This is a genomic window from Pseudomonas sp. IT-P44 (genome assembly GCF_949768225.1).
Lineage (GTDB): Bacteria > Pseudomonadota > Gammaproteobacteria > Pseudomonadales > Pseudomonadaceae > Aquipseudomonas > Aquipseudomonas migulae.
The window spans coordinates 21,438-38,573 of record NZ_CATKQM010000031.1 but is presented as its reverse complement, the minus strand read 5'-3'; the positions used below and the strand labels follow the sequence as shown (position 1 = coordinate 38,573).

Here is a 17,136-nt window from a genome sequence, read left to right as displayed (position 1 = left end):
GACAGGGTATATCGCGACGCTTTGACGCGTTCCGCTGACAGACTCTTCATGTACGACAGTAAACCACTCGTTTGATAGTGTGCATCCATCCAGTATTTGGCCGTATACTCCTACGTTTTCGACGCCCGCCGAGCGAGGCCACTTTGGACAAGATCCTGATTCGTGGGGCCCGAACCCACAACCTGAAGAACATCGACCTGACCCTGCCACGGGACAAACTGATCGTCATCACCGGCTTGTCCGGATCCGGCAAATCGTCCCTGGCGTTCGACACGCTGTACGCCGAAGGCCAGCGCCGCTATGTCGAGTCGCTGTCGGCCTATGCCCGGCAGTTTTTGTCGATGATGGAAAAGCCTGACGTCGACACCATTGAAGGTTTGTCGCCAGCCATTTCCATCGAACAGAAGTCGACCTCGCACAACCCGCGTTCGACGGTCGGCACCATCACCGAAATCTACGACTACCTGCGCCTGCTCTACGCTCGCGTCGGTATTCCGCGCTGCCCGGATCACGACATTCCGCTGGAAGCGCAGACCGTCAGCCAGATGGTCGACCTGGTCCTCGCCCAACCGGAGGGCAGCAAACTGATGCTGCTGGCGCCGGTGATCCGCGAGCGCAAAGGCGAACACCTTTCGGTCTTCGAAGAACTGCGCGCCCAGGGCTTTGTCCGGGCCCGGGTCAACGGCAGGATCTGCGAACTGGACGAACTGCCGAAGCTGGACAAGCAGAAGAAGCATTCGATTGACGTCATCGTCGACCGCTTCAAGGTCCGCGCCGATCTGCAACAGCGTCTGGCCGAATCCTTCGAGACTGCGCTGAAACTGGCGGACGGCATTGCCCTGGTCGCACCGATGGACGACGAACCCGGCGAAGAGATGATCTTCTCTGCGCGCTTCGCCTGCCCGATCTGCGGTCACGCGATCAGCGAGCTGGAACCCAAGCTGTTCTCCTTCAACAACCCGGCCGGCGCCTGCCCGACGTGCGATGGTCTGGGTGTGAAGCAATTCTTCGACATCAAGCGACTGGTCAATGGCGAACTGACCCTGGCCGAAGGTGCGATTCGCGGCTGGGACAGGCGAAACGTCTATTACTTCCAGATGCTCGGATCGCTGGCGGCGCACTACAAGTTCAGCCTCGAAGTACCGTTCAACGAACTGCCGGCCGAGCAGCAGAAATTCATCCTGCACGGCAGCGGTTCCCAGAACGTCGATTTCAAATACCTGAATGACCGTGGCGACATCGTCAAACGTTCGCACCCGTTCGAAGGCATCGTGCCAAACCTGGAACGTCGCTACCGCGAAACCGAATCGGCTTCGGTGCGTGAAGAGCTGGCCAAGTTCCTCAGCACCCAGCATTGCCCGGATTGCCGTGGCACCCGCCTGCGTCGCGAGGCGCGGCATGTCTGGGTCGGCGAGAAGACACTGCCGGCGGTAACCAATCTGCCGATTGGCGATGCATGCGAATACTTCGGCGTGCTGAAGCTGACCGGGCGTCGCGGTGAAATTGCCGACAAGATCCTCAAGGAAATCCGCGAGCGCCTGCAGTTCCTGGTCAACGTCGGCCTCGACTATCTGTCGCTGGATCGCAGTGCCGACACGTTGTCCGGTGGCGAGGCGCAGCGGATTCGTCTGGCCAGTCAGATTGGTGCCGGCCTGGTGGGCGTTCTATACATCCTCGATGAACCGTCGATTGGCCTGCACCAGCGCGACAACGACCGTTTGCTCGGCACGCTCAAGCACCTGCGTGACATCGGCAACACGGTGATCGTGGTCGAACACGATGAAGATGCCATTCGCCTGGCTGACTATGTCGTGGATATCGGCCCGGGTGCCGGCGTGCACGGGGGGCATATCGTCGCCGAAGGTACGCCAGCGGAGGTGATGGCTCACCCTGACTCGCTGACCGGCAAGTATTTGTCTGGCCGGGTGAAGATTGCCGTTCCAGCCAAACGCACGCCGCGCAACAAAAAATTGTCGCTGTCCCTCAAAGGCGCTCGCGGCAACAACTTGCGCAACGTCGATCTGGAGATTCCGATTGGCCTGCTGACCTGCGTTACCGGCGTGTCCGGTTCGGGCAAGTCGACGCTGATCAACAACACGCTGTTTCCTTTGAGCGCGACGGCACTCAACGGTGCGACGACGCTTGAGGCTGCGGCTCACGACAGCATCAAAGGGCTGGAACACCTGGACAAGGTCGTCGACATCGACCAGAGCCCGATCGGCCGCACGCCACGCTCCAACCCGGCGACGTACACCGGGCTGTTCACGCCGATTCGCGAACTGTTCGCCGGCGTGCCGGAATCCCGTTCCCGCGGTTACGGGCCGGGGCGTTTCTCCTTCAACGTGAAGGGCGGACGCTGCGAGGCCTGCCAGGGCGATGGCCTGATCAAGGTTGAAATGCACTTCCTGCCGGACATCTATGTTCCGTGCGACGTCTGCAAGAGCAAGCGCTACAACCGCGAAACGCTGGAGATCAAGTACAAGGGCAAGAGCATCCACGAAACCCTCGAGATGACCATCGAGGAAGCCCGGGTGTTCTTCGACGCGGTGCCGGCACTGGCACGCAAGCTTCAGACGCTGATGGATGTCGGCCTGTCGTACATCAAGCTGGGGCAATCGGCGACCACCCTGTCTGGTGGTGAAGCGCAGCGGGTGAAGCTGTCCCGCGAGCTGTCCAAGCGCGATACCGGCAAGACGCTGTACATCCTCGATGAGCCAACCACTGGTTTGCACTTCGCGGATATTCAGCAACTGCTCGACGTGCTGCATCGACTGCGCGACCACGGCAACACCGTGGTGGTGATCGAGCACAACCTGGACGTGATCAAGACCGCTGACTGGTTGGTGGATCTGGGGCCGGAAGGTGGTTCCAAAGGCGGGCAGATCATTGCCGTCGGTACGCCGGAAGAAGTCTCCGAGATGAAGCAGTCTCACACCGGTTTCTATCTCAAACCGCTGCTGGCTCGCGACAGGGACTGAATCAAGCCCATGAAAAAGCCCCTGTCACTTTGTCGGTGACAGGGGCTTTTTCGTTGACACTGTAGGAGCACAGCTTGCTGGCGATGGCGATATCAAGGAAGCCTTCGCCAGCAAGCTGTGCTCCTACGGTTCAATGTCAGGTGTGAGATTGCAGGTAATTTTCCAGACCGATCAACTTGATCAGACCCAACTGCTTCTCGAGCCAGTAGGTGTGGTCTTCTTCGGTATCGTTCAGTTGAATGCGCAGCATCTCGCGGCTGACGTAGTCTTTGTGCTGCTCGCAGAGTTCGATGCCCTTGCAGAGCGCGGCGCGGACTTTGTATTCCAGTCGCAGGTCGGCAGCTAGCATGTCAGGAACCGTGGTGCCGACATCAAGATCGTCCGGACGCATGCGTGGCGTGCCTTCGAGCATCAGAATTCGGCGCATCAGCGCATCGGCGTGCCCCGCTTCCTCTTCCATCTCGTGGTTGATTCGTTCGTAGAGCTTGGTGAATCCCCAGTCCTCATACATCCGCGAGTGAACGAAATATTGATCACGCGCGGCCAGTTCGCCGGTCAGCAACGTGTTGAGGTAATCGATTACGTCTGGGTGGCCTTGCATCGCCCTACATCTCCCTGCTTGAAAGTCTGTAGTTTGAACCACAGCGACTGTTTGGTCACTTGGTTTGCGCGATAAAAGCGAAGATATTCTGAGAAAAGTAGTTTAAATAGCGCAAAAACCGCCCTAATGAGGGCGGTTCTGCTTCTCGTTTAGACTTCGTTAATCTGTACGTTGAGTGCCTTTGCGATTGCGTCTCCATAAGCCGGGTCGGCCTTGAAGAAATGCTGCAACTGGCGATCCACTACATCAGCGGAGACCCCTGCCATCGCGCCCGCAATATTGTTGATCAGCAGGTTTTTCTGCTCATCACTCATCAAACGAAACAACGCACCTGCGTGGCTGTAGTAGTCCGTGTCTTCGCGATGATCGTAACGATCAGCCGCACCGCTCAATGCCAAAGCAGGCTCAGCATAACGAGGCGCCTGTTTTGGCGACTCTACGTAACTGTTCGGCTCGTAGTTCGGCGCTGCACCACCATTGCTGCCAAACGCCATGGAGCCATCACGCTGGTAGCTGTTGACCGGGCTGCGCGGCGCATTCACCGGCAGTTGCTGATGGTTGGTACCAACACGGTAGCGGTGCGCATCGGCGTAAGCGAACACTCGCCCTTGCAGCATGCGGTCTGGCGACAGGCCGACACCTGGCACCATGTTGCTCGGACCGAACGCCGCTTGTTCAACTTCCGCGAAGTAGTTCAGCGGATTGCGATTGAGCTCGAGCTCACCCACTTCGATCAGTGGGAACTCTTTTTGCGACCAGGTCTTGGTCACATCGAAAGGGTTCTCGTAATGCGCCGCAGCCTGGGCCTCGGTCATGATCTGAATGCATACACGCCATTTTGGAAAGTCGCCACGCTCAATCGCTTCGAACAAGTCGCGCTGTGCGTAATCCGGATCGGTGCCCGCCAGGCGAGCAGCTTCTGCCGGCGCCAGGTTCTTGATCCCTTGCTGGGTCTTGTAATGCCACTTCACCCAGTGACGCTCGCCGCTGGCACTGATCAGGCTGTAAGTGTGGCTGCCGAAGCCGTGCATGTGACGGTAGCCGTCAGGGATGCCACGGTCCGAAAACAGGATGGTGACCTGGTGCAGCGCCTCAGGCGAGTGCGACCAGAAGTCCCACATCATCTGCGCACTTTTCAGGTTGCTTTGTGGCAGGCGTTTTTGGGTGTGGATAAAGTCCGGAAACTTGAGCGGATCGCGAATGAAGAACACTGGAGTGTTGTTGCCAACGATGTCCCAGTTGCCTTCTTCGGTGTAGAACTTCAGGGCGAAGCCACGCGGATCGCGTTCTGTGTCGGCCGAGCCGCGCTCACCGCCCACGGTGGAAAACCGCAGAAACGTTGGGGTCTGCTTGCCGACGGACTCGAACAGCTTGGCGCTGGTGTATTCAGTGATGTCGCGCGTCACAGTGAACGTACCGTAAGCACCCGAGCCCTTGGCGTGTACGCGGCGCTCAGGAATGTTTTCACGGTTGAAGTGGGCAAGCTTCTCGATCAGGTGGAAGTCGTCGAGCAGCAATGGGCCACGAGGGCCGGCGGAGCGGGAATTCTGGTTGTCGGCGACAGGAGCGCCACTGGCGGTGGTAAGTATTTTATTTTGGCTCATGCGATCTCTTCCTCTGTCAGTCTTGAACTGCCGGCTAATCGGCTGAGAGGGAGTATTGATCACCAACGTTACACCTACAAATTCATTAACTTGTAAGCGTCGATAGAAAATTACTAACGTAGAGTCTACTTTTCAGACGCCCACAAAAAACCGGGCACTAGGCCCGGTTCTTCGTTTCAGACTGACGTCTTACTCAGCGGATACAGCTTCACCGCCGGTAGCACGATCAACCAACTCGACGTACGCCATAGGCGCGTTGTCGCCAGTGCGGAAGCCGCACTTGAGGATGCGCAGGTAGCCACCCTCACGGGTAGCGTAACGCTTGCCCAGGTCGTTGAAGAGCTTACCAACGATAGCTTTCGAACGAGTACGGTCGAAAGCCAGACGGCGGTTAGCCAGGCTGTCTGTCTTGGCCAAAGTGATCAGCGGCTCAGCAACGCGACGCAGTTCTTTAGCTTTCGGCAGTGTAGTTTTGATCAGCTCGTGCTCGAACAGCGACACTGCCATGTTTTGGAACATGGCCTTGCGGTGCGAGCTAGTGCGGCTCAGGTGACGACCACTTTTACGATGACGCATGGTTCATTCCTTACCAAACACGACGTTCGGTGATTACGACGATCAGGCAGTCGCCTTGTCGTCCTTCTTAAGACTTGCAGGCGGCCAGTTGTCGAGGCGCATGCCGAGGGACAGACCGCGGGAGGCCAGAACGTCCTTGATTTCAGTCAAGGATTTCTTGCCAAGGTTCGGAGTCTTCAACAGCTCTACTTCGGTACGCTGAATCAGGTCACCGATGTAGTAGATGTTTTCCGCCTTAAGGCAGTTAGCCGAACGTACAGTCAGTTCCAGATCGTCAACCGGGCGAAGCAGGATCGGATCGATCTCGTCTTCCTGCTCGACAACCACTGGCTCACTGTCACCTTTGAGGTCGACGAACGCAGCCAACTGCTGTTGCAGAATGGTTGCAGCGCGACGGATAGCCTCTTCAGGATCCAGAGTACCGTTGGTTTCCAGATCAATAACCAGCTTGTCCAGGTTAGTACGCTGCTCGACACGGGCGTTTTCCACCACGTATGCGATACGGCGAACCGGGCTGAACGAAGAGTCAAGCTGCAAGCGACCGATGCTGCGGCTTTCGTCTTCATCGCTCTGACGCGAGTCTGCCGGTTCATAACCACGACCACGAGCTACGGTGAGCTTCATGTTCAGGGCGCCGTTAGACGCCAGGTTAGCGATTACGTGATCGGGGTTAACGATCTCGACATCATGATCCAGCTGAATATCGGCAGCGGTAACCACCCCCGAACCCTTCTTCGACAAGGTCAGCGTAACTTCGTCACGACCGTGCAGCTTGATAGCCAGACCTTTAAGGTTCAACAGGATTTCAATTACGTCTTCCTGTACGCCTTCGATTGCGCTGTACTCATGGAGTACACCGTCAATCTCGGCCTCGACTACTGCACAGCCGGGCATTGAGGACAACAGGATGCGGCGCAGCGCGTTGCCCAGGGTGTGGCCGAAACCACGCTCGAGAGGCTCGAGAGTGATCTTGGCGCGGGTTGGACTGACAACCTGCACATCAATATGGCGGGGTGTCAGGAACTCATTTACCGAAATCTGCATGGATGCACCTATTTTCTAGCCCTTACTTGGAGTAGAGCTCGACAATCAGGCTTTCGTTGATGTCGGCGGACAGATCACTGCGAGCTGGAACGTTCTTGAAAACGCCCGACTTCTTCTCAGTGTCTACTTCTACCCATTCTACGCGGCCACGTTGGGCACACAGATCGAGAGCTTGGACAATGCGAAGTTGGTTCTTTGCTTTCTCGCGAATCGCGACCACGTCACCAGCACGAACCTGGTAAGACGGTACGTTTACGGTCTGGCCGTTAACGCTGACGGATTTGTGCGATACCAGCTGACGGGATTCGGCACGAGTAGAGCCAAAACCCATACGGTATACAACGTTGTCCAGACGGCATTCGAGCAGTTGCAGCAGGTTTTCACCGGTTGCACCTTTCTTGCCAGCAGCTTCTTTGTAGTAGCCGCTGAATTGACGCTCGAGAACGCCGTAGATACGACGGACCTTCTGCTTTTCACGCAGTTGGGTGCCGTAATCGGACTGGCGACCGCGGCGTTGGCCGTGGATACCAGGTGCTGCTTCAATGTTGCACTTCGATTCGATCGCGCGCACGCCGCTCTTCAGAAAGAGATCGGTGCCTTCGCGACGAGCGAGTTTGCATTTTGGACCAATGTAACGAGCCATTCTTTACAATCTCCTGGATTACACGCGGCGCTTCTTCGGCGGACGGCACCCGTTGTGCGGGATTGGCGTCACGTCGGTGATGCTGGCGATCTTGTAGCCACAGCCGTTCAAAGCGCGGACTGCAGATTCACGACCTGGGCCTGGACCTTTGACGTTAACGTCGAGGTTTTTCAGACCGTATTCCAGCGCAGCTTGGCCAGCACGTTCAGCAGCTACTTGAGCAGCAAACGGGGTGGACTTGCGGGAACCGCGGAAACCCGAACCACCGGAGGTAGCCCAGGAAAGAGCGTTGCCTTGACGGTCGGTGATGGTCACGATTGTGTTGTTAAAAGAAGCATGGATGTGGGCGATGCCATCAACCACTGTCTTTTTAACTTTTTTACGAGGACGAGCAGCAGGTTTAGCCATGATTAATTTCCTGTCGATTCGCTGGGGCGATTACTTGCGGATCGGCTTACGCGGACCTTTACGGGTACGCGCGTTAGTCTTGGTACGCTGACCGCGTACTGGAAGACCACGACGATGACGCAGACCGCGATAGCAACCGAGGTCCATCAAACGCTTGATTTTCATGTTGATTTCGCGACGCAGGTCACCTTCAGTGGTGAACTTCGCCACTTCGCCACGCAGCTGTTCAATCTGCTCGTCGCTCAGATCCTTGATCTTTGCGGCTGGGTTTACCCCAGTCACTGCACAGATCTTCTGTGCAGTAGTGCGACCAACACCATAGATGTAGGTCAGCGAGATAACAGTATGCTTGTTATCTGGAATGTTAACGCCTGCAATACGGGCCATTCAGTGGGACTCCAATTGACAGCTACCTACGCCCCGGAAGCCAAGAAATAGGGCGCGAGATAATATCGCTGTAATAACAAATAATCAACCCGGTAGCGCACTAGCTACCGGGCTTGAAGCACAATCACACTCAGCCTTGGCGCTGTTTGTGACGCGGTTCCGCGCTGCAAATTACTCGAACAACACCTTCGCGGCGAATAATCTTGCAGTTACGGCACAGCTTTTTCACCGATGCACGAACTTTCATCACCAACTCCTCGAACCTTATGGGTACTCAGCGCAACATGCCGCTGCCGTAACCCTTCAGGTTGGCTTTCTTCATCAGGGATTCGTACTGGTGCGAAACGAGGTGCGATTGTACTTGGGACATGAAGTCCATCACAACCACGACGACGATCAGCAACGAGGTCCCGCCAAGGTAGAACGGTACGTTTGCCGCAACCACCAGGAACTGGGGAAGCAGACACACGGCCGTCATGTAAAGAGCACCGAACATGGTCAAGCGAGTCAGAACGCCATCAATGTAGCGCGCAGACTGCTCACCTGGACGGATGCCCGGAATAAAGGCACCGGACTTCTTCAGGTTTTCCGCTACGTCTTTCGGATTGAACATCAACGCCGTATAGAAGAAGCAGAAGAAAATAATCCCTGCACTAAACAGCAGAATATTCAACGGCTGACCAGGAGCGATCGACTGCGAGATGTCCTGCAACCAGCCCATACCTTCAGACTGGCCGAACCAGGCACCCAACGAAGCCGGGAACAGCAAAATGCTGCTCGCGAAAATGGCCGGAATAACACCGGCCATGTTCACCTTCAGCGGCAAGTGGCTAGTCTGCGCAGCGAAGACCTTACGGCCCTGCTGACGCTTGGCGTAGTGAACAGCAATACGACGCTGACCACGCTCAATGAACACCACGAAACCGATAATCGCTACTGCCAGCAAACCGATGGCAACCAGGGCGAAGATGTTGATATCACCCTGACGTGCAGACTCGAAAGACTGCCCGATCGCTCTCGGAAGACCGGCGACGATACCCGAAAAAATCAACATCGAGATACCGTTGCCAACACCACGCTCAGTAATCTGCTCACCCAGCCACATCATGAACATCGCACCAGCCACAAATGTGGATACCGCGACGAAATGGAAGCCAAAGTCACCAGTGAACGCAACGCCCTGCCCTGCCAGACCAATGGACATGCCAATTGCCTGAACAAGAGCGAGAACGACAGTGCCGTAGCGGGTGTACTGGCTGATCTTGCGACGGCCAGCTTCACCTTCCTTCTTCAACTGCTCCAGCTGCGGGCTGACGGCGGTCATCAGCTGCATGATGATCGATGCCGAAATGTACGGCATGATCCCCAATGCAAAGATGCTCATCCGTTCCAGCGCGCCGCCGGAAAACATGTTGAACAAGCTAAGAATGGTCCCCTCATTCTGTCGAAACAGGTCCGCGAGTCGGTCCGGGTTGATACCTGGAACCGGGATGTGTGCGCCTATTCGGTAGACGATAATCGCCAGGAACAGAAAACGCAGACGAGCCCAGAGTTCAGACATACCGCCTTTGCCGAGCGCAGAGAGAGCACCTTGCTTAGCCATTTATTCCTCGAACTTGCCGCCAGCTGCTTCGATAGCCGCACGCGCACCTTTGGTGGCGCCGATTCCCTTTCCGATGGTAACAGCGCGAGTCACTTCACCGGACAGCATGATTTTCACACGCTGTACGTTGACGTTGATCACGTTGGCATCTTTCAAGGACTGCACGGTGACGATGTCGCCTTCCACTTTAGCCAGCTCGGACAAACGCACTTCTGCGCGATCCATGGCTTTCAGGGAAACGAAACCGAACTTCGGCAGGCGACGATGCAGCGGCTGTTGACCGCCTTCAAAGCCTGGAGCAATGGTGCCACCGGAGCGGGAGGACTGACCTTTGTGGCCACGGCCACCGGTCTTACCCAAACCACTACCGATACCACGGCCCGGACGATGCTTTTCGCGACGGGAACCCGGCGCTGGACTCAGATCATTGAGTTTCATCGATTAACCCTCGACACGCAGCATGTAGTAAGCCTTGTTGATCATCCCGCGATTCTCGGGAGTATCAAGTACTTCTACAGTGTGACCGATGCGACGCAGACCCAGACCCTTAACGCACAGTTTGTGGTTAGGGATGCGGCCGGTCATGCTTTTGATCAGCGTAACTTTAACGGTAGCCATGATCAGAAGATCTCCTTGACGCTTTTGCCACGCTTGGCGGCAATGGATTCAGGAGACTGCATAGCTTTCAAACCTTTGAAAGTGGCGTGAACCACGTTTACCGGGTTAGTCGAGCCGTAGCACTTGGCCAGAACGTTCTGAACGCCAGCAACTTCGAGGACAGCACGCATAGCGCCGCCAGCGATGATACCGGTACCTTCAGAAGCAGGCTGCATGTACACCTTCGAAGCGCCGTGACCGGACTTCATTGCGTACTGCAGAGTGGTGCCGTTCAGGTCAACTTGGATCATGTTGCGGCGAGCAGCTTCCATTGCCTTCTGGATCGCAGCAGGCACTTCACGTGACTTGCCACGGCCGAAGCCAACACGCCCTTTACCATCACCAACCACGGTCAACGCGGTGAAAGTGAAGATACGGCCGCCTTTAACGGTTTTGGCTACGCGGTTAACTTGAACCAGCTTCTCGATGTAGCCTTCGTCGCGCTTTTGGTCGTTATTTGACATAACTTAGAACTCCAGCCCAGCTTCACGAGCAGCATCAGCCAGCGCCTTGACGCGGCCGTGGTACTTGAAGCCAGAGCGGTCGAAAGCCACCTGCGAGACGCCAGCGGCTTTAGCACGCGTAGCGACCAGCTGGCCAACCTTAGTGGCCGCGTCGATGTTGCCAGTGGCGCCATCACGCAGTTCTTTATCCAAAGTCGAGGCAGATGCCAGGACTTTGTTGCCGTCGGCCGAAATGACCTGGGCGTAGATGTGCTGCGACGAGCGGAACACGCAGAGACGCACGACTTCGAGTTCGTGCATTTTCAGGCGTGCTTTGCGAGCGCGACGCAGTCGAGTAACTTTTTTGTCGGTCATTTGCTATGCCCTACTTCTTCTTGGCTTCTTTACGACGGACGACTTCGTCCGCGTAGCGCACACCTTTGCCTTTGTACGGCTCTGGTGGACGGAAGTCGCGGATCTCGGCGGCCACTTGACCTACCAGCTGCTTATCGATGCCCTTGATCAGGATATCGGTCTGGCTAGGAGTCTCAGCGGTGATGCCTTCCGGCAGTTCATAATCCACTGGGTGCGAGAAGCCAAGAGCCAGGTTCAGCACTGTGCCTTTTGCTTGCGCTTTGTAACCAACACCGACCAGCTGGAGCTTACGCTCGAAGCCTTGGCTTACGCCTTGGACCATGTTGTTTACCAACGCACGAGTGGTACCAGCCATTGCGCGAGTTTGTTGATCGCCATTGCGAGCAGCGAAACGCAGCTCACCAGCTTCTTCAACGATCTCAACGGACGAATGGATGTTCAGTTCGAGAGTGCCCTTGGCACCCTTCACCGAAAGCTGTTGGCCTGCGAATTTGACTTCGACGCCGGCTGGCAGCTTAACGGGGTTCTTAGCGACGCGTGACATGCTTATCCCCCCTTAGAACACAGTGCAAAGAACTTCGCCGCCGACACCGGCAGCGCGCGCAGCACGATCCGTCATCACACCTTTGTTGGTGGAGACGATAGACACACCGAGACCGCCACGAACTTTTGGCAGATCATCGACGGACTTGTACTGACGCAGGCCTGGACGGCTAACGCGCTTCACTTCCTCGATGACCGGACGGCCTTCGAAGTACTTCAGCTCGATGGACAGCAGTGGCTTGATTTCGCTGCTGATCTGATAACCCGCAATGTAACCTTCGTCCTTCAGGACTTTGGCAACAGCTACCTTCAAAGTAGAAGATGGCATGCTTACGACGGACTTTTCAGCCATCTGGGCATTACGGATTCGAGTTAGCATGTCCGCTAACGGGTCCTGCATACTCATGGGCTAGACGCTCCTAATACACAAAAAATTAGCCTTGCGGCTACTACGTGTCGCCGAGGACATCCGTGCAAAAAAAGCACGGGCTCAGGCGAGCCGGGTATTCTAGACACACCCCACAAATGAATCAAGCCCCAAAAGGGGCTTGATTCAAGTTCAAGGTCACCGGCGGTCAGGATCTTGCGATCCCGAACACCGAGACTTTGATAGTGCTTACCAGCTGGCTTTAACCAGACCAGGTACGTCACCACGCATTGCAGCTTCACGCAGTTTGTTACGGCCGAGGCCGAACTTGCGGTAAACGCCGTGTGGACGACCGGTCAGGCGGCAGCGGTTACGCATGCGCGAAGCGCTTGCGTCACGTGGCTGCTTTTGCAGAGCTACTGTAGCTTCCCAACGCGCTTCTGGACTTGCGTTCAGATCAACGATGATAGCTTTCAGTGCTGCACGCTTTTTGGCGTACTTGGCAACCGTGAGCTGACGCTTCAGCTCGCGGTTTTTCATGCTCATCTTGGCCATTTTCCTACTCCAATCAGTTGCGGAACGGGAATTTGAAAGCACGCAACAGGGCGCGACCTTCATCATCGTTCTTGGCAGTGGTGGTCAGGGTAATGTCCAGACCGCGGAGAGCATCGATCTTGTCGTAGTCGATTTCCGGGAAGATGATCTGCTCTTTAACGCCCATGCTGTAGTTACCACGACCATCGAAGGACTTGGCATTCAGGCCACGGAAGTCGCGAACCCGAGGCAGGGAGATCGACAGCAGACGATCCAGGAACTCGTACATACGCTCACGGCGCAGGGTCACTTTGACGCCGATCGGCCAACCTTCACGGACTTTAAAGCCAGCGATGGATTTCCGAGCGTAAGTCACAACGACTTTCTGGCCGGTGATCTTTTCTAGGTCAGCAACAGCGTGCTCGATGACTTTTTTGTCACCGACTGCTTCGCCCAGCCCCATGTTCAGGGTGATTTTGGTAACGCGTGGAACTTCCATCACGTTCGAAAGCTTAAGTTCTTCCTTAAGCTTCGGTGCGATTTCTTTCCAGTAAATCTCTTTTAGTCGTGCCATGGTCTCATCTACCTAGCAGTGTTCAAGCATCAACCGCTTTTTGGGTCGACTTGAAGACACGAATTTTCTTGCCGTCTTCTACTTTGAAACCAACGCGATCAGCCTTGTTGGTTTCGCCGTTGAAAATGGCTACGTTAGAAGCGTCCAGTGGAGCTTCTTTCTCGACGATACCGCCTTGTACGCCCGACATCGGGTTAGGCTTGGTATGACGCTTGACCAGGTTCAGACCACCGATAACCAGACGGTTATTAGCGAGAACCTTAAGCACCTTACCGCGCTTACCTTTGTCTTTGCCGGCGATCACGATGATCTCGTCGTCACGACGAATCTTTTGCATGTCGGATCTCCTTACAGCACTTCTGGGGCGAGCGAGACGATCTTCATGAACTTCTCAGTACGAAGTTCACGGGTCACTGGCCCAAAGATACGGGTGCCGATTGGCTCTTGCTTGTTGTTCAGAAGAACAGCAGCGTTGCCATCAAAGCGGATAATGGAGCCATCAGCACGACGAACGCCGTGACGAGTGCGGACTACAACAGCAGTCATCACTTGGCCTTTTTTCACTTTACCGCGAGGAATTGCTTCCTTCACGGTAACTTTGATGATGTCACCGATACCAGCGTAACGACGATGGGAGCCACCCAGCACCTTGATGCACATAACGCGGCGAGCGCCGCTGTTATCGGCCACATCGAGCATGGATTGAGTCTGAATCATATAATTTCTCCGACCCCTAGTCCTTAGACTTCCACAGCGCGTTCGAGAACATCAACCAGCGCCCAAGACTTGGTCTTGGCCAAAGGACGAGTTTCACGAATAGTGACTTTGTCGCCGATGTGGCACTGATTGGTTTCGTCGTGCGCGTGCAGCTTAGTCGAACGCTTAACGTATTTACCGTAGATCGGGTGCTTAACGCGACGCTCGATCAGAACGGTGATGGTCTTGTCCATTTTGTCGCTGACAACACGGCCAGTCAGCGTACGGACGGTTTTTTCGGCTTCAGCCATGATTACTTACCTGCCTGCTGTTTGAGCACAGTCTTCACGCGAGCGATGTCACGCTTAACTTGCCGGAGCAGGTGAGACTGCCCCAACTGGCCAGTTGCTTTCTGCATGCGCAGATTGAACTGGTCGCGCAGCAGGCCGAGCAGTTGCTCGTTAAGCTGCGGCGCGTCTTTTTCACGAAGTTCGTTCGCTTTCATCACATCACCGTCCGTTTAACGAAGGCAGTGGCGAGCGGCAGCTTTGCAGCAGCCAGGGCAAATGCCTCACGCGCCAGCTCTTCAGAAACACCCTCGATTTCATACAGGACTTTGCCTGGCTGAATCTGGGCAACCCAGTATTCCACGCTACCTTTACCTTTACCCATCCGAACTTCGAGTGGCTTCTTGGAAATAGGCTTGTCCGGGAATACACGGATCCAGATCTTGCCGCCACGTTTAACGTGACGGGTCAGAGCACGACGCGCTGACTCGATCTGACGAGCGGTGAGACGACCACGAGCTACAGACTTCAGCGCGAACTCGCCGAAGCTGACTTTGCTACCGCGCAATGCCAGGCCACGGTTGTGACCAGTCATCTGCTTGCGGAACTTCGTACGCTTTGGTTGCAACATTTGGCGTACCCCTTACTTAGCAGCTTTTTTACGAGGCGCTGGTGCTTGTGGTTTCAGTTCTTCTTGGCGACCACCAATTACTTCGCCTTTGAAGATCCAAACCTTTACACCGATCACACCGTAAGTGGTGTGAGCTTCGTAGTTGGCATAGTCGATGTCGGCACGCAGGGTGTGCAGTGGCACACGACCTTCGCGATACCATTCAGTACGTGCGATTTCAGCACCGCCGAGACGACCGCTCACTTGGATTTTGATGCCTTTGGCACCAATGCGCATGGCGTTCTGTACAGCGCGCTTCATAGCGCGACGGAACATTACGCGGCGCTCCAGCTGCTGAGCTACGCTCTGCGCAACCAACATACCGTCGAGTTCCGGCTTGCGGATTTCTTCGATATTGATGTGCACAGGCACACCCATTTGCTTGGTCAGGTCCTGACGCAGTTTCTCAACATCTTCACCTTTCTTCCCGATAACGATACCTGGACGAGCGGTGTGGATGGTGATACGTGCAGTTTGGGCCGGACGATGGATATCGATACGGCTTACGGACGCGCTTTTTAGTTTGTCTTGGAGATACTCACGCACCTTCAGATCAGCGAACAAATAGTCCGCATAAGTCCGACCGTCTGCGTACCAGACGGAGGTGTGCTCCTTGACGATTCCCAGGCGAATGCCAATGGGATGTACTTTCTGACCCATCTCTTCGACTCCGTTACTTGTCAGCAACCTTGACAGTGATATGGCAAGACCGCTTGACGATGCGATCAGCACGGCCTTTGGCACGTGGCATGATTCGCTTCAGCGAACGCCCTTCGTTGACGAAAACGGTGCTGACTTTAAGGTCATCAACGTCTGCGCCTTCGTTATGCTCGGCGTTGGCTACGGCCGACTCCAGCACTTTCTTCATGATCTCGGCGGCTTTCTTACTGCTGAAAGCCAACAAGTTGAGCGCTTCGCCCACCTTCTTCCCGCGGATCTGGTCGGCGACCAAGCGGGCTTTCTGGGCGGAGATTCGAGCGCCCGACAACTTAGCGGCTACTTCCATTTCCTAACCCCTTAACGCTTGGCTTTCTTGTCAGCCACGTGCCCACGATAAGTGCGGGTACCGGCGAACTCGCCCAGTTTGTGGCCGACCATGTCTTCGTTCACGAGAACTGGCACATGTTGACGACCGTTGTGTACTGCGATGGTCAGACCGACCATTTGTGGCAGGATCATCGAACGGCGCGACCAGGTTTTAACTGGTTTGCGATCGTTCTTTTCCGCCGCCACTTCGATCTTCTTCAGTAGGTGAAGATCGATAAAAGGACCTTTTTTCAGAGAACGTGGCACTGTCGTATCCCTCTATTTACTTGCGACGACGGACGATCATTTTGTCGGTACGCTTATTACCACGAGTCTTCGCGCCCTTAGTCGGGAAGCCCCATGGCGATACCGGATGACGACCACCAGAGGTACGACCTTCACCACCACCATGTGGGTGGTCAACCGGGTTCATGGCAACACCACGAACGGTTGGGCGAACGCCACGCCAGCGTTTGGCACCAGCTTTACCCAGCGAACGCAGGCTGTGCTCGGAGTTCGAGACTTCGCCCAAGGTCGCGCGGCATTCAGCCAGCACTTTACGCATCTCACCAGAACGCAGACGCAGGGTCACATAGACACCTTCACGAGCGATCAGCTGAGCCGAAGCACCAGCGGAACGAGCGATTTGCGCGCCTTTACCTGGCTTCAATTCGATGCCGTGTACGGTACTACCAACTGGAATGCTGCGCAGTTGCAACTGGTTGCCCGGCTTGATCGGAGCCAAAGCACCCGAAATCAGCTGGTCACCAGCGTTCACGCCTTTAGGGGCGATGATGTAACGGCGTTCGCCGTCTGCGTACAACATAAGAGCAATGTGAGCAGTACGGTTTGGATCGTATTCGATACGCTCGACAGTGGCTGGAATGCCATCTTTGTCGTTGCGACGGAAATCGACCAGACGATAATGCTGCTTATGGCCACCACCGATGTGACGAGTGGTAATACGACCATTGTTGTTACGACCACCAGACTTCGATTTCTTCTCGAGCAGCGGTGCGTGAGGAGCGCCTTTATGCAGCTCCTGGTTGACCACCTTGACCACATGACGGCGGCCAGGGGAAGTCGGTTTGCATTTAACGATTGCCATGATGCACCCCTT

General features: G+C 55.6%; 27 protein-coding genes. 1 reads left to right on the top strand and 26 read right to left on the bottom strand.

Annotated features, from left to right (window positions below; genetic code table 11):
* Positions 1-143 precede the first annotated feature (143 nt).
* Positions 144-2,978 carry an excinuclease ABC subunit UvrA gene (gene uvrA / locus ACM6IO_RS17390; RefSeq protein ID WP_008041305.1) on the top strand — a complete coding sequence of 945 codons (2,835 nt, stop codon included), beginning with the start codon at positions 144-146 and terminating at the stop codon, positions 2,976-2,978.
* A gap of 136 nt (positions 2,979-3,114) precedes the next feature.
* Here uvrA and bfr read toward each other — a convergent pair whose 3' ends face one another.
* From bfr to rplB, 26 genes are all read right to left on the bottom strand, one after another.
* Positions 3,115-3,579, bottom strand: coding sequence for a bacterioferritin (gene bfr / locus ACM6IO_RS17385; protein WP_008030905.1), 465 nt, complete (start codon positions 3,577-3,579; stop codon positions 3,115-3,117).
* 149 nt (positions 3,580-3,728) lie between these two features.
* A complete protein-coding gene (locus ACM6IO_RS17380; protein WP_414911914.1) occupies positions 3,729-5,183 on the bottom strand; it encodes a catalase in 1,455 nt (484 codons plus the stop codon).
* Between the two features lie 189 nt (positions 5,184-5,372).
* Entirely contained in the window at positions 5,373-5,759 is a 387-nt protein-coding gene (gene rplQ / locus ACM6IO_RS17375; protein WP_007943777.1) for a 50S ribosomal protein L17, read from the bottom strand.
* 42 nt (positions 5,760-5,801) lie between these two features.
* Entirely contained in the window at positions 5,802-6,803 is a 1,002-nt protein-coding gene (locus ACM6IO_RS17370; RefSeq protein WP_003186012.1) for a DNA-directed RNA polymerase subunit alpha, read from the bottom strand.
* Positions 6,804-6,825: 22 nt separating this feature from the next.
* Complete coding sequence (gene rpsD / locus ACM6IO_RS17365; protein ID WP_003210056.1) at positions 6,826-7,446, bottom strand: 30S ribosomal protein S4; 621 nt, start codon at positions 7,444-7,446, stop codon at positions 6,826-6,828.
* 18 nt (positions 7,447-7,464) lie between these two features.
* Positions 7,465-7,854, bottom strand: coding sequence for a 30S ribosomal protein S11 (gene rpsK / locus ACM6IO_RS17360; protein ID WP_002555466.1), 390 nt, complete (start codon positions 7,852-7,854; stop codon positions 7,465-7,467).
* A gap of 30 nt (positions 7,855-7,884) precedes the next feature.
* Positions 7,885-8,241 (bottom strand): 30S ribosomal protein S13, encoded by a 357-nt coding sequence (gene rpsM / locus ACM6IO_RS17355; RefSeq protein ID WP_003186020.1) that lies wholly within the window; start codon positions 8,239-8,241, stop codon positions 7,885-7,887.
* Between the two features lie 130 nt (positions 8,242-8,371).
* Positions 8,372-8,488: a 50S ribosomal protein L36 gene (gene rpmJ / locus ACM6IO_RS17350; RefSeq protein WP_002555468.1), complete on the bottom strand. Its 117-nt coding sequence runs from the start codon at positions 8,486-8,488 to the stop codon at positions 8,372-8,374.
* Between the two features lie 27 nt (positions 8,489-8,515).
* A complete protein-coding gene (gene secY, locus ACM6IO_RS17345) occupies positions 8,516-9,844 on the bottom strand; it encodes a preprotein translocase subunit SecY (RefSeq protein ID WP_003228718.1) in 1,329 nt (442 codons plus the stop codon).
* Complete coding sequence (gene rplO / locus ACM6IO_RS17340; RefSeq protein ID WP_007896782.1) at positions 9,845-10,282, bottom strand: 50S ribosomal protein L15; 438 nt, start codon at positions 10,280-10,282, stop codon at positions 9,845-9,847.
* Between the two features lie 3 nt (positions 10,283-10,285).
* Positions 10,286-10,462, bottom strand: a complete 177-nt coding sequence (gene rpmD, locus ACM6IO_RS17335; RefSeq protein WP_003186033.1) for a 50S ribosomal protein L30 — start codon at positions 10,460-10,462, stop codon at positions 10,286-10,288.
* Between the two features lie 2 nt (positions 10,463-10,464).
* Entirely contained in the window at positions 10,465-10,965 is a 501-nt protein-coding gene (gene rpsE / locus ACM6IO_RS17330) for a 30S ribosomal protein S5 (RefSeq protein WP_007943782.1), read from the bottom strand.
* Positions 10,966-10,968: 3 nt separating this feature from the next.
* Positions 10,969-11,319 carry a 50S ribosomal protein L18 gene (gene rplR / locus ACM6IO_RS17325; RefSeq protein WP_003186037.1) on the bottom strand — a complete coding sequence of 117 codons (351 nt, stop codon included), beginning with the start codon at positions 11,317-11,319 and terminating at the stop codon, positions 10,969-10,971.
* Between the two features lie 10 nt (positions 11,320-11,329).
* The gene (gene rplF / locus ACM6IO_RS17320) at positions 11,330-11,863 is read right to left on the bottom strand and encodes a 50S ribosomal protein L6 (RefSeq protein WP_003176412.1); all 534 of its coding nucleotides are present in this window, start codon (positions 11,861-11,863) and stop codon (positions 11,330-11,332) included.
* A 12-nt stretch (positions 11,864-11,875) separates the two neighbouring features.
* Entirely contained in the window at positions 11,876-12,268 is a 393-nt protein-coding gene (rpsH, locus tag ACM6IO_RS17315) for a 30S ribosomal protein S8 (protein WP_003186040.1), read from the bottom strand.
* A 210-nt stretch (positions 12,269-12,478) separates the two neighbouring features.
* The gene (gene rpsN, locus ACM6IO_RS17310) at positions 12,479-12,784 is read right to left on the bottom strand and encodes a 30S ribosomal protein S14 (RefSeq protein ID WP_003176414.1); all 306 of its coding nucleotides are present in this window, start codon (positions 12,782-12,784) and stop codon (positions 12,479-12,481) included.
* A 13-nt stretch (positions 12,785-12,797) separates the two neighbouring features.
* Complete coding sequence (gene rplE, locus ACM6IO_RS17305) at positions 12,798-13,337, bottom strand: 50S ribosomal protein L5 (protein ID WP_003176415.1); 540 nt, start codon at positions 13,335-13,337, stop codon at positions 12,798-12,800.
* 22 nt (positions 13,338-13,359) lie between these two features.
* The gene (gene rplX / locus ACM6IO_RS17300; RefSeq protein ID WP_003176416.1) at positions 13,360-13,674 is read right to left on the bottom strand and encodes a 50S ribosomal protein L24; all 315 of its coding nucleotides are present in this window, start codon (positions 13,672-13,674) and stop codon (positions 13,360-13,362) included.
* 11 nt (positions 13,675-13,685) lie between these two features.
* Positions 13,686-14,054 (bottom strand): 50S ribosomal protein L14, encoded by a 369-nt coding sequence (gene rplN, locus ACM6IO_RS17295; protein ID WP_002555479.1) that lies wholly within the window; start codon positions 14,052-14,054, stop codon positions 13,686-13,688.
* A 23-nt stretch (positions 14,055-14,077) separates the two neighbouring features.
* A complete protein-coding gene (rpsQ, locus tag ACM6IO_RS17290; protein WP_003176419.1) occupies positions 14,078-14,344 on the bottom strand; it encodes a 30S ribosomal protein S17 in 267 nt (88 codons plus the stop codon).
* A 2-nt stretch (positions 14,345-14,346) separates the two neighbouring features.
* Positions 14,347-14,538 carry a 50S ribosomal protein L29 gene (gene rpmC / locus ACM6IO_RS17285; protein ID WP_008030901.1) on the bottom strand — a complete coding sequence of 64 codons (192 nt, stop codon included), beginning with the start codon at positions 14,536-14,538 and terminating at the stop codon, positions 14,347-14,349.
* Entirely contained in the window at positions 14,538-14,951 is a 414-nt protein-coding gene (rplP, locus tag ACM6IO_RS17280) for a 50S ribosomal protein L16 (RefSeq protein WP_008030899.1), read from the bottom strand. The genes rpmC and rplP overlap by 1 nt, the downstream gene beginning before the upstream one ends.
* A 12-nt stretch (positions 14,952-14,963) precedes the next feature.
* Positions 14,964-15,650 carry a 30S ribosomal protein S3 gene (rpsC, locus tag ACM6IO_RS17275; protein WP_003176422.1) on the bottom strand — a complete coding sequence of 229 codons (687 nt, stop codon included), beginning with the start codon at positions 15,648-15,650 and terminating at the stop codon, positions 14,964-14,966.
* A 13-nt stretch (positions 15,651-15,663) separates the two neighbouring features.
* Positions 15,664-15,996, bottom strand: coding sequence for a 50S ribosomal protein L22 (gene rplV, locus ACM6IO_RS17270; RefSeq protein WP_003103908.1), 333 nt, complete (start codon positions 15,994-15,996; stop codon positions 15,664-15,666).
* A gap of 11 nt (positions 15,997-16,007) precedes the next feature.
* Positions 16,008-16,283 carry a 30S ribosomal protein S19 gene (gene rpsS, locus ACM6IO_RS17265; RefSeq protein ID WP_002555486.1) on the bottom strand — a complete coding sequence of 92 codons (276 nt, stop codon included), beginning with the start codon at positions 16,281-16,283 and terminating at the stop codon, positions 16,008-16,010.
* Between the two features lie 16 nt (positions 16,284-16,299).
* Entirely contained in the window at positions 16,300-17,124 is an 825-nt protein-coding gene (gene rplB / locus ACM6IO_RS17260; protein ID WP_008030897.1) for a 50S ribosomal protein L2, read from the bottom strand.
* Positions 17,125-17,136 lie beyond the last annotated feature (12 nt).